The 11,839-nt window shown below is 37.6% G+C and carries 9 protein-coding genes and 1 tRNA gene; 4 read left to right on the top strand and 6 right to left on the bottom strand.

The features are described 5' to 3' along the window. Positions 1 to 50: 50 nt before the first annotated feature. The 5 genes from CKK03_RS23380 to selD form a co-directional block, all read right to left on the bottom strand. A complete protein-coding gene (locus tag CKK03_RS23380; protein WP_099364879.1) occupies positions 51 to 1,151 on the bottom strand; it encodes an AI-2E family transporter in 1,101 nt (366 codons plus the stop codon). An 85-nt stretch (positions 1,152 to 1,236) separates the two neighbouring features. Further along, positions 1,237 to 1,974: a phosphonate ABC transporter ATP-binding protein gene (phnC, locus tag CKK03_RS23385; protein ID WP_099364880.1), complete on the bottom strand. Its 738-nt coding sequence runs from the start codon at positions 1,972 to 1,974 to the stop codon at positions 1,237 to 1,239. Positions 1,975 to 2,030: 56 nt separating this feature from the next. Beyond that, positions 2,031 to 2,786: a phosphonate ABC transporter, permease protein PhnE gene (gene phnE, locus CKK03_RS23390; RefSeq protein ID WP_099364881.1), complete on the bottom strand. Its 756-nt coding sequence runs from the start codon at positions 2,784 to 2,786 to the stop codon at positions 2,031 to 2,033. Between the two features lie 11 nt (positions 2,787 to 2,797). Further along, the gene (phnD, locus tag CKK03_RS23395) at positions 2,798 to 3,691 is read right to left on the bottom strand and encodes a phosphate/phosphite/phosphonate ABC transporter substrate-binding protein (RefSeq protein ID WP_180271366.1); all 894 of its coding nucleotides are present in this window, start codon (positions 3,689 to 3,691) and stop codon (positions 2,798 to 2,800) included. A 77-nt stretch (positions 3,692 to 3,768) separates the two neighbouring features. Continuing rightward, positions 3,769 to 4,821 carry a selenide, water dikinase SelD gene (gene selD, locus CKK03_RS23400; protein ID WP_099364882.1) on the bottom strand — a complete coding sequence of 351 codons (1,053 nt, stop codon included), beginning with the start codon at positions 4,819 to 4,821 and terminating at the stop codon, positions 3,769 to 3,771. 399 nt (positions 4,822 to 5,220) lie between these two features. Between selD and CKK03_RS23405 the strand changes: the two genes are divergently transcribed. Continuing rightward, complete coding sequence (locus CKK03_RS23405) at positions 5,221 to 6,246, top strand: PTS sugar transporter subunit IIC (protein WP_099364883.1); 1,026 nt, start codon at positions 5,221 to 5,223, stop codon at positions 6,244 to 6,246. A gap of 95 nt (positions 6,247 to 6,341) precedes the next feature. On the opposite strand, the gene CKK03_RS23910 is transcribed toward CKK03_RS23405, so the two are convergent. After that, a tRNA-Sec gene (locus CKK03_RS23910) sits at positions 6,342 to 6,438 on the bottom strand. Positions 6,439 to 6,574: 136 nt separating this feature from the next. Between CKK03_RS23910 and selB the strand changes: the two genes are divergently transcribed. From selB to htpG, 3 genes are all read left to right on the top strand, one after another. Then, positions 6,575 to 8,446: a selenocysteine-specific translation elongation factor gene (gene selB / locus CKK03_RS23410; RefSeq protein WP_099364884.1), complete on the top strand. Its 1,872-nt coding sequence runs from the start codon at positions 6,575 to 6,577 to the stop codon at positions 8,444 to 8,446. A gap of 108 nt (positions 8,447 to 8,554) precedes the next feature. Then, positions 8,555 to 9,466, top strand: coding sequence for a CBASS cGAMP-activated phospholipase (locus CKK03_RS23415; RefSeq protein WP_099364885.1), 912 nt, complete (start codon positions 8,555 to 8,557; stop codon positions 9,464 to 9,466). A gap of 127 nt (positions 9,467 to 9,593) precedes the next feature. Continuing rightward, the gene (gene htpG / locus CKK03_RS23420; protein ID WP_099364886.1) at positions 9,594 to 11,474 is read left to right on the top strand and encodes a molecular chaperone HtpG; all 1,881 of its coding nucleotides are present in this window, start codon (positions 9,594 to 9,596) and stop codon (positions 11,472 to 11,474) included. Positions 11,475 to 11,839: the final 365 nt, after the last annotated feature.

Genomic DNA, 11,839 nt, shown 5'->3' on the forward strand with positions numbered 1-11,839 from the left:
TTAAGTGTCTACTCTACAGGGTACAGTTTAATAAGTCCCGTGGTTTTCATTTACACGTCTGTTGTTAGTTCGGCCTTTTTCTTGGCTTTTAGGAATTTCACAATATTGATGACAATCGTTTTGATAACCGCATAGGTTGGAATCGCTAGAATCATCCCTAATACTCCTGCTAGATTTCCTGCTGCAAGTAAAAGAATAATAATCGTAGCCGGATGCGTATCGAGCGTCTTCCCAAGAATTAGAGGGGAAAGGACATTCCCTTCAATTTGCTGGGCGATGACAATCACAAGGACGACTAACAATGCCTTCGTAGGCGAGTCAAATAATGCGACAATGACTGCAGGTGCACCACCAAGGAATGGTCCAACATACGGAATAATATTCGTTACTGCAACAATCAATGCCATGACAAGCGCAAACGGTAAATCAATGATCAAATACCCGATAAACGATAAGGTTCCAACAGCTAATGCTACCGTTACCTGCCCTTGAATATAAGCAGAGAGTGTCTCTCCAGTTTCTTTTAAAATAGTTAAAGCTTCGTCTCTGTAGTCGGTTGGAAAAAATCTTGCAATAGCCTGTGGAAAACGGTCGCCATCCTTGAACATATAAAATAATAGAAAAGGCACAGTCACAAGAATGATTGCAATATTTGTCACAAAACCAATAATTTGTGTAATACCACCCGTAATACGGTTTGGAAGAGTATTTGCAAATGCAATTAGTTTTTCTTCAATCGTATTCAGAAGCTCTTGTTGTTCATCCTGAATCCACTTAAATTCAGAGGACTTTGAGAAATTCTCAAAAAAGTCCATCACTTGGTTGGCATAGCCAGGTAGGGCATTGCCTAGGGCTGCAAATTGTTTTGTAATAATAGGGACTAAATTTCCAACTGCTAACACGATTAACCCAAAAAACGCAATGTAAATAATGATAATCCCTAAACTCCTCGGAACCTTATGGCGGTGAAGGAATTTGACAACAGGATTTAATAGAAAATAAAGAAATCCCGTAATCAAAATGGGGAAAAAGATGGTAGAAAAAAACACACCAATTGGTTCAAATAAAAAGGTAATTTTCGTTGAAACATAGACAATCGTTAAAATCAAAAGGATCTGAATAAGCCAGTATTGTAATTTCTTTTTCGTCAAAGCATGTACCTTCTTTTCTGTTAATATAAAAAATTATATCAATTCACGAAAAAGAAAACAATTACTTCCTATGAATGGATATTTTTCATGAATGATAAGTTTGTTCATAGATTTCTTCAGTAAACTGTTCGGAATTTCCATCAAAAATGATTTCACCGCTTTTTAAGGCAATAATTCTTGAAGCAAACTGTTTTGCTAGTCCAACATCATGAAGATTTATCACGGATAGGAGTCTGTGGCGCTCATGCAGTTCCTTTAGTAACGAAAGAATACGATTAGCCGTGCCTGGGTCTAAACTTGCTACCGGTTCATCTCCTAGAAACACACGAGGTTTTTGTAATAATGCACGTGCAATTCCAACTCGCTGCTTTTGACCACCGCTTAAATGTTCAATCCGACGACTTTCAAATTCAGAAAGACCGACAACTCCTAATACACGTTTTGCCTGGTCAATTTCTTCCTTAGAAAAGATCCCAAGTAAATTTTTCAGCGAACTCCGATAGCCAAACATGCCTGTTAATGTATTTTGCAATACAGTCAAGCGGGGGATGAGGTTAAAATGCTGAAAGATCATTCCGATTTCTCTTCGTATGAGCCGTTGTTCTTCATTATTTTTATTTGTAAAAAGTTCGCCATCTAAAAATACTTCCCCACTAGTTGGCTGTTGAAGCCCGTTCATACAGCGGATGAGCGTTGATTTCCCCGCACCGCTTTTACCGAGTACACAGACAAATTCGCCCTCTGTTAGGTGAAGATTTACAGTTTTCAATGCAGGTCTATTTGTATTTGGATAGTAAACCGTTACATCCTTCAATTCAATCATTACATACATACCCCCAATCAAAAGCATCGTCACTATTTGTGTCTGGCTTTTAAACTTTATATCACTTTATTCCGAACGTAGCTTCCAAACGAATCCACCATAATGACGATTACCATGATTAGCAAAACGTCCAACGACACAGATGAATATTGAAAGCTTTTAAAATCATTAAATAGTCGCTGTCCAATCCCGCCACCTCCAATAAATCCGAGAATGAGGGAGGTACGTATCGCTACCTCAAACCGATAAAAATATTGTGATAAGACATTCGGCCAAATTTGTGGAAGGATGCTAAAAACGGATGCTAACCAGTTTTTAGTTCCAACTGCCCTCATTGCTTCCTGTGGGCCAGCTTCTGCAGATTCAATTAGTTCTGAAATTAATTTTCCAAGAACGCCTATATTATGAAACATAATAGCTAATACAGCAGGGAAGGGGCCAAGCCCTAGTGCCGTTAATAAAATCAATCCGAACACAATCTCCGGAATTGAGCGGACAAAGCTCATTAGAATTCGTACAAAATTGTAAACAATGCCGGATGGTGAAGTGTTTTTTGCCGCAAGAAAGCTAATTGGCAAGGCAATAATTAGCCCAAAAAAACTTCCTAGAAAAGCCATCGCAAGAGTCTCCGCACTATCCCATAGCAATCGGGGTAGTGCAGAGTAATTCATTGGAAACCATTGCGAAAGAAAATCAATCATATTTCGAAAATCACGAAATTTTGATAAGTCAAATTCGGTTAATCTCATACTAATAAAAATCCCGATAACCAATAGAACTACAGTTAGAAAAGTAGTTCGTTTAAACCACATGAGTATCAACTCTATTCATTAATAATTCCTTGTTTAATTGCAGCTTTCCGAATACTTGCATAGTCCTCATCCGTTGCTTCTGTAAATCCACTCGCGCCGAACGCAGCTAAAATTTCGTCATCTTTAATTGCTAAGAAGGCATCTTTAAGTTTTTGAATGGTCTCGGCATCAGTATCCTTATGTACCGCCCATGGATATTGAAACAATTTTTCAGATTGCCAAATCGTTTTAATTAACGAACCATCTACTTTTCCAGATTCAACTAACTGATTATAGATTGCACTATCAATAGCTCCGGCACCGACTTGTTGATTTTGTACCGCTAAGGCTGTGGCATCATGGGAACCTGTATATCTAACTGTTTTAAAACTATGCTCATCTTCAGATTTAAACACACCTTGATCTTGTAATTCGATAGATGGAATGAGAGAGCCTGATGTTGAGTTAATATCACCAAAAGCAAAATCAATTTCTTTTGAGTTAGCGACCAAATCATCGATAGAATTTAACGGACTATCTTTATGAGTAATGATGTAAGAATGGTAAAACGGCTCACCGTCAATCAATTGTGTGATGATCGCTTTTGCACCACTTTTTTCATGGGCCACAACATATGTTAATGGACCAAAATAGGCCATATCGATTTTGTCATAATTCATTGCTTCTACGACACCATTGTAGTCAGGATACACTTCTACTGTTACTTCGCGGTTTAACTTCTCCGTTAATACACTCTGAAGCTTATCCATTGCTGTCTCCATTTCACCAACCGTTTGGACTGGAATGACACCAATTGTAAAGGATTTTTCTTTCTCATTTTCGGTTTCATCACTAGTATTTGAACCACATGCCGTAAGAAGGAGGGTTAAAACTAGAAAAAGAACATAAATAGTTTTGGTTTTCAAATTTGACACCTCATTTTGTAAATTTCATTAATGTTATTATTTCCTATCAACCTAAAAAGGACTCAAACTAGAGTCCTTTAGATTACCTTAATCATTCCAGGTTTTTCGCTTGTTACTTCACCAATTATGCTCGCTTCTACATTGTTTTCGTGTAGTTTTTGTAGCATTTTTTCGGCTTCAGTTTCTGGAACAGATACAAGAAGTCCACCTGACGTAATCGCATCACAAAGAATGAGTTGATCAAGTTCATCAAGACCAGAACTATACTCAATTCGTTTTGCTAACCAAGCATGATTTTTCTTTGTTCCTCCTGGAACTACGTTTTGTTCAGCGAGTTCTTTTGTTCTTGGCAAAATAGGGACATTTTCGTATTGAATCGTCATGCCAACTCGGCTTCCTTCAGCCATTTCCATGGCGTGACCGAGAAGACCGAACCCTGTAACATCTGTACAAGCATGGACGTGATAGTTTTCCATCACTTCGGCAGCATTTTTATTTAATGTTGCCATGACGTCTGTTACTTTTTTGATATCTTTTTCCTCTAGCAGGTCTCTCTTAATAGCTGTTGTTAAGATCCCAACACCGATTGGCTTGGTTAAAATAAGGCGGTCACCTGGTTTTGCACCGACATTTGCACGAATTCGATTAGGATGAACAGTACCTGTCACGGATAATCCGAATTTTGGCTCCTTGTCATCGATGGAGTGTCCACCAACCAAAGAAGCTCCTGATTCTCTTACTTTCTCCGCAGCACCTGCGAGGATGTCGGCTAAAATACTTTTATCCAATGTATTAATAGGGAAGGCGACGATGTTCATGACCGTAATCGGTTTACCTCCCATTGCGTAGACATCGCTTAAAGCATTTGCTGCAGCAATTTGCCCAAACATATATGGGTCGTCCACAATTGGGGTGAAAAAGTCCAGTGTTTGCACAAGCGCAAGATCATCACTGATTTTATATACTCCTGCATCATCAGGCGTATCAAGACCAACTAATAAATTTGGATTTGGCGTAGCTTTTGGTAAATGACGCAGAACCTGCGTCAGGTCCTCAGGACCGATTTTGCATCCTCAGCCAGCCTTTGTTGAAAGGGAGGTCAATTTAATGATTTCTTCCTTCTTAGACATCAACTTCACTCCTTCCACACTTAGTATTTTGGTACCTAACTTTAGCACCTATTTTCAAAATTTATTTTAGCATAAGAAACTTAGCTTTAGAAATTAATTTGACTTAGTATAGCTCATCATTATCCTACCATAACAACAATTAGATAATGCACCAGACTATCATTCCTTAAAAGGGGATGATATATAAGTACATAACTTCTGAAATGAAAGCGTTTTTAACTTTTCAGAATAAAATCAATTGTTGACACTATCTGAAAATAACTATATCATTATAACAATTTATATCATGATAAATAATCATGTAAACAGTAAGATTTCTAAGACTCAGTTGCAAAAATTACGTTTTTTGCTTTAGTTTGATTAAAAATTCAGAAACCTACACATCAGGAGGACTACACAATGAAACGAGCAACAAAAGAATATTTGATTGATCGAATGTATAAAGCTTCACAAGGACTTGCAAATGCGGTTTTAGTTACCCTTGGAATAGGTCTCCTAATGGAATCACTTGGAACATTTACTGGTTGGGAAGGCTTTACAATAATCGGAGTTTCGGCACAACTTATGTTAGCCCCAGCTCTTGGAGCAGGTATAGCATACCAGCTTGGAGGTAATACACTCGTCATTTTCAGTGCAATGGCCTGTTCAACGGTGGGAGCAAGTGCGGTTCAGATGACTGAAAATGGAGTCACATTAGTAACAGGACAACCACTTAGTGCAGTGATGGCTGCAGTTGTTGCAACTTGGGTAGGGAAGCGTGTTGCTGGAAAAACAAAACTTGATATGATGGCAATACCATTTGCTGCTATTTTTGTAGGAGGGATCGCGGGTGTATTTTTATCAATCATTACCACACCATTACTAGAATGGTTAAGCGCACAAATAGCAACATCTGTTGCTGGTTCTCCTATTATTGGACCTATGGTCATCTCTCTCGTTTGGAGTATTTTCCTAATGTCACCTGCATCTTCCGCGGCAATTGCGATTGCATTACAGCTTGATCCTGTTTCAAGTGCGGCCGCTTTAATTGGTTGTACAGTTCAATTTGCTGGATTCACCGCCATGTCGTTTAAACAAAATGATGCGGGGGCAAACATTGCACAATCCTTAATTACTCCAAAGGTCCAATTTCCGAACTTAGTCAAGAATCCAAGGCTTGCTATACCGCCATTTATCGCTGCGGTAATTTGTGCTCCAATCGCAACGTTAATTTTTGATTTTCAAGTTCCTTATGAATTGGCTGGACTTGGTCTTAACTCATTAATCGCACCTATTAATATCTTAGCTGAGCAGGGTGCTATAGTTTTATCAATTTATATCGCTGTTGGAATTATCCTTCCAATTATCATAACTTTAATTATCTATCATGGTCTAAAAGTAATTGGATGGACAAAAGCAGCAGATTTAAAAATGGAATTGCAATAAAAAACTGGATGAAAAAGGAATAATCCTTTTTCACCCAGTTTTTTTGCTATATCATGAAATCCTTCTTTAGTAGCATATATTAAGAGAAAATTATTTGGCGGGACTGTGTGGGAATCGAACCCACCGGAGACGACACGCGCCTCCCTCAGGGTTTTGAAGACCCAGGGGGACACCAGCACCCCAGCCAACCCCAAAACTGAACATCTTTCATTATATACAGGAATCTATTTTTAAGGCAAATAATAATCATCCTGCTTGAATTTGCATCAAGCTTCCTAGTAAAGTAGAAGGAAGAGACTACGGTAAATAAAAAGAGAGGAGTGAAATAATGACTGAAGTCTATTACACCATTGGAATGGCGGGACATATTGATCATGGGAAAACAACCCTCACGAGAGCATTAACAGGTGTTGATACCGATCGGTTAAAAGAAGAAAAAGAGCGTAATATTTCGATTGAACCAGGATATGCACCCCTTATATTGGACAACGGAATCCACGTATCAATCGTGGATGTACCTGGACATGAGCGATTCATTAGACAAATGATTGCCGGTGTTGCCGGGATTGATCTTGTGTTGCTTGTGATTGCAGCGGACGAAGGGGTTATGCCACAAACAAAAGAACACCTCCAAATATTAAAAATTTTGGGCATTAAGAAATGTATGATTGTCGTTTCAAAGATTGAAAGGGTAGAAAAGGAGTTGCTCGAACTCGCTGTCGATGAGATAAATGATTTACTCTCCGAAACGGATTATAAGGATGCTCCAATCCTGTATGTTGATAGCTTATCAGGAAACGGAATACCAGAACTAAAACAAGCTATTCAAAAGGAACTCAATAATCTTAACCAAAGAGATCGTAATGGATCATTTCGCTTGCCAATTGACCAGGCCTATACAGTTCAAGGACATGGTACTGTTGTTAGAGGAACCGTGTTTGAAGGCATTGTGACAAAAGACAGTCCATTAACCCTTTTGCCATCAGAGAAAAAGATTAAAATACGCCAAATTCAAGTACATAAGCAAGAAACAGAACAGGCGCAGGCAGGGCAACGTGTAGCACTAAACATCACCGGAGCAACTAAAGACGAGATTAAACGTGGCGACGTGCTAGTAGATTCAGAAAACTTTCAAGTAACAAACACGATTGATGTATCACTGCAGCTTGCTTCATCACTATCAATTCCACTAAAGCAACGTTCACCAGTCAAGCTACATGTAGGTACCACAGAAGCTTACGGAAAAATTATATTTTTTGACCGAAATGAGATTCAGGAATCATCGGATGAGATACTTTGTCAGATTCGATTAGATGAAGAAATTGTTGTACGCCGCGGGGATAGGTTTATTTTACGAAGACCTACCCCGGTTGAAACACTTGGTGGTGGATGGATTATTCAGCCACAAGCTCAAAAATACAGATTTGGTGAAGAAACCATAACTATGCTCAAAAAACATATGAAACGTTCACCATCAGAAATCATTGATGATTTACTTCATACTCATAAGCTATTATCAAAGCTTCGGCTAATTCAGCTATCTTCCTTACAAGAGGAAGAGGTTGAAGAGATTTTATCGTCGGGAAAGTACATCAAAGTTAATGAGAAGGGTTATAGTTTGAAACGAACCGTTTCCGAACTAAATGATGTGATCCTCAAAAAATTAACCAATTATCACGAAGAATTTCCTTTACGAATAGGAATAAGTAAGGCTGAACTTCTTCAAGAGGTTAAACAAGATAAAAATCTAATAGAATACTGTATAAATGAACTAGAACAAAACAGAGCCATTAAAAAGGACGAACAATATTTATTAGTAGCAACTTTTTGCCCAAGCTTACCGAAAGGGCCGCTAGAGAACATTGTAGCATCTCTTCTTAATGATGGTATTCAACCAAAAAAATGGCCAGATTATATAAAAGAATTTGCCATTAAAAATCAAGCATCAAATGAGCTTAAAGCCTATCTATTAAAAACAACTCAAGCATTCTTACTAGGTGAAGACACATTGGTTCACAAAAATGCTTTTGACAAAGCTGTCGCTAGGCTACAAGCTCAAACAAGCGATCGTTTTAGTTTATCAGAAGCAAAAGAAATTCTTTCACTTTCTCGTAAATATCTCATTCCTTTCTTAGAGTTACTTGATAAACAGCAATTAACCTTTCGTGAAGAGGGGAATCGGGTATGGATAAAAAAATAGGTAGAACAAAAGCGTAAGATGCCTTTTTATAGGGCATCTTTTTTGCTACTTATACCTATGTGCCGCCAAGGGAATACTAATAGGAAAAATGGGGAATGGGTGAAAAATATGAAAATCTTATGCATTGATGGGGGCGGAATTCGCGGAGTCTTTGCTGTTGCCATTTTACGCTTAATAGAAAAAGAATATAAAAAACCCATCTCTGAGATGTTTGATATGGTTGCAGGAACGAGTACTGGATCAATCATTGCTGCTTCAGCGACTCTAGAGATAGATATGGAAGATGTACAGGAAAACTACATCAAATACGGGGAAAAGATTTTTACCAAGCAAGCGAAAATAGGGTTTCTAAAGAGTGTGTACAGTGATCAATTTTTACGACACTATATTCAAGAAGCATTTGGTGAAATTACATTATTTGATATAGAAAAACCCTTGCTTATCCCGACAGTTGATATTACCAATGGAAAACCTTTTGTCCACCGAACGAATTATGGGAATGCAGAACAGGACGATCACTCCATAAAGCTTTGGGATGCCGTTCTGTCTTCATGTTCAGCACCCGTCTTTTTCCCACCAAATAATATTAATAATCACTATTTAGCCATTGATGGGGGACTTTGGGCTAATAATCCTTCGCTTGTTTGTATTACCGAAGCCCAGCACTATTTTGAGAAGAATTTATCCGACATTCAAATTTTATCAATTGGGACAGGTTTACAAAAAATTGACTTCTCGATTGAAAAAAAGAAAGAATGGGGCGTAAATAAATGGCTGCCATTTAATCTTCCATCGATGAAAATGACTCCAAAACTACTCGATCTCGCCCTGCATTTGTCATCGGAATCGGTAACTTATCATTGTCAGCATTTACTAAGTGATAACTATGTTCGCATAAATGAAGAACTTGGCCGAGAGGTTCCATTTGATGCACCAGAATATATCGATTTCCTCGTAAAGCTTGGTGAACAATCCTTTCAAAATCATAAAGAGAAAATCACCACATTTTTAAAAGATTAACTAGCAACTTGATTGACAGAGAAAAAAATATATGTTATTAAAAAATTGGGTGTTAGCACTCCGGGATCTAGAGTGCTAACGTAGAACAATAAAATTGTAACAGTTATTTACGGAAAGGGGATTTAGTATGGCAAAAAAGCAGTTTAAAGCAGAGTCTAAAAGGTTATTAGAAATGATGATTAATTCCATTTATTCGCAGAGAGAAGTATTTTTACGGGAGCTAATCTCAAACTCCAGCGATGCGATTGACAAAATCTACTATAAGGCGCTAACCGATGATCGTTATCAATTTGATAAAGATAGCTACTTCATTAAAATTACCGCTAACAAGGATAACAGAACTCTTACCATTTCTGATACTGGAATCGGTATGACAAAGGAAGAGCTAGAAACGAATCTTGGAACAATTGCAAAAAGTGGTTCCTTAGCTTTTAAAAAGGAAACGGAAATTAAAGATGGTCACGATATCATTGGTCAATTCGGTGTTGGATTTTACGCTGCTTTCATGGTTGCAGATGTTGTGACTGTCGTAAGTAAAGCACTGGGCAGTGAAGAAGCATACAAATGGGAATCAACGGGTGCTGATGGATATACCATTGAAACGGTGGAAAAAGATACAGTCGGTACAGATATCATTTTAAAAATCAAAGAAAACACTGAAGATGAAACGTATGATGAATTTTTAGAAGAATACCGTTTAAAATCAATAATTAAAAAGTATTCAGATTTCATTCGCTACCCAATAAAGATGGATGTTACAACAAGTAAACTTAAAGAAGGAAGCGAATCTGAATACGAGCAGGTTACTGAGGAACAAGTCATCAACAGCATGGTTCCAATTTGGAGAAAGAACAAAAGCGAACTAACAGATGAAGACTATGAAAAGTTCTATAATGAAAAACACTATGGTTTTGATAAGCCACTGAAACATATTCATATCAGTGTTGATGGAACAATCCGCTATAATGCAATATTATATATACCTGAAAATATTCCTTTTGACTATTATTCAAAGGAATACGAGAAGGGACTTGAGCTCTACTCAAACGGGGTTTTAATAATGAACAAATGCGCCGACCTGCTTCCAGATTATTTTAGCTTTGTTAAGGGGTTGGTAGATTCTGAGGATTTATCACTTAATATTTCAAGAGAAATGCTTCAGCAGGACCGACAATTAAAGCTTATTGCGAAAAACATCAATAAGAAAATAAAGAGCGAATTACAAAGCATGCTAAAGAATGAACGCGAAAATTATAAAAAGTTCTATAATAGCTTTGGTCGCCAATTAAAATTTGGGGTGTATAGTCATTTCGGAAGCAATAAGGAAACATTACAAGATTTGTTACTCTTTTATTCTTCCAAAGAGAAAAACCTTGTCACATTAGATGAATATGTATCTAGAATGTCGGAAGATCAAAAGTATATATATTATGCAACTGGTGATTCAGTAGAACGAATCGATAAACTACCACAAACAGAATTAGTGGCTGATAAGGGCTATGAAATCCTTTATTTCACAGAGGATATTGATGAATTTGCGATTAAAATGCTCATGAATTACAAGGAAAAAGAATTTAAATCTGTCTCAAGCAGCGATCTAGGCTTTGAACCAAATGAAAACGACAAAGCAACGGAAGAAGAACAAAACGAGAACAAAGAGCTATTTGAATACATGAAAAATGCATTAACTGGCAAGGTAACGGATGTAAGAATTTCAAAACGTCTAAAAACACATCCAGTCTGCTTATCAACGGATGGTGAAATCTCCATTGAAATGGAAAAAGTGCTAAATGCCATGCCAGATAACCAAAACATTAAAGCTGACAAAGTGCTGGAGATCAACGTACAACATGAAGTCTTCCAATCATTGAAAAATGCATTTGAAAACGATCAAACGAAGTTAGATTTATATACTCACTTATTATACAACCAAGCTCTTCTTATTGAAGGACTACCAATTCAAGACCCAGTAGAATTCACAAATGATATCTGTAAGATTATGGTGTGATCATAGGTGACGGTAGGATTATTTTGTTTTCGTACCTTCACTTAGACTCTGTTCGGTGAATGAGGGTACGTTTAACCTGTTTTCGTACCTTCACTTAAGCTCTGTTTAGTGAATGAGGGGACGATTAAGCTGTTTTCGTACCTTCACTTAGACTCTGTTCAATGAGTGAGGGGACGATTAACCTGTTTTCGTACCTTCACTTAAGCTCTGTTCGCTGAGTGAGGGGACGATTAACCTGTATTCGTACCTTCACTTAGACTCTGTTCAGTATGTGTGAGGACGATTAAGCTCCAATCCATTTTTAATCCAGAAACAAAAAAAGCAACAGTCCTCTCATAAAATGTACCCTATAGAGTAGACACATA

Source organism: Fredinandcohnia onubensis (genome assembly GCF_002734215.1).
Lineage (GTDB): Bacteria > Bacillota > Bacilli > Bacillales > Bacillaceae_L > Ferdinandcohnia > Ferdinandcohnia onubensis.

What these genes read in the sequence shown, in the direction of transcription:
- CKK03_RS23405 (WP_099364883.1), top strand. Translation starts at nt 5,221, where the DNA reads ATGAAACGAGCAACAAAAGAATATTTGATTGATCGAATGTATAAAGCT.
- htpG (WP_099364886.1), top strand. Translation starts at nt 9,594, where the DNA reads ATGGCAAAAAAGCAGTTTAAAGCAGAGTCTAAAAGGTTATTAGAAATG.
- selB (WP_099364884.1), top strand. Translation starts at nt 6,575, where the DNA reads ATGACTGAAGTCTATTACACCATTGGAATGGCGGGACATATTGATCAT.
- CKK03_RS23415 (WP_099364885.1), top strand. Translation starts at nt 8,555, where the DNA reads ATGAAAATCTTATGCATTGATGGGGGCGGAATTCGCGGAGTCTTTGCT.
- phnC (WP_099364880.1), bottom strand. Translation starts at nt 1,974, where the DNA reads ATGATTGAATTGAAGGATGTAACGGTTTACTATCCAAATACAAATAGA.
- phnE (WP_099364881.1), bottom strand. Translation starts at nt 2,786, where the DNA reads ATGTGGTTTAAACGAACTACTTTTCTAACTGTAGTTCTATTGGTTATC.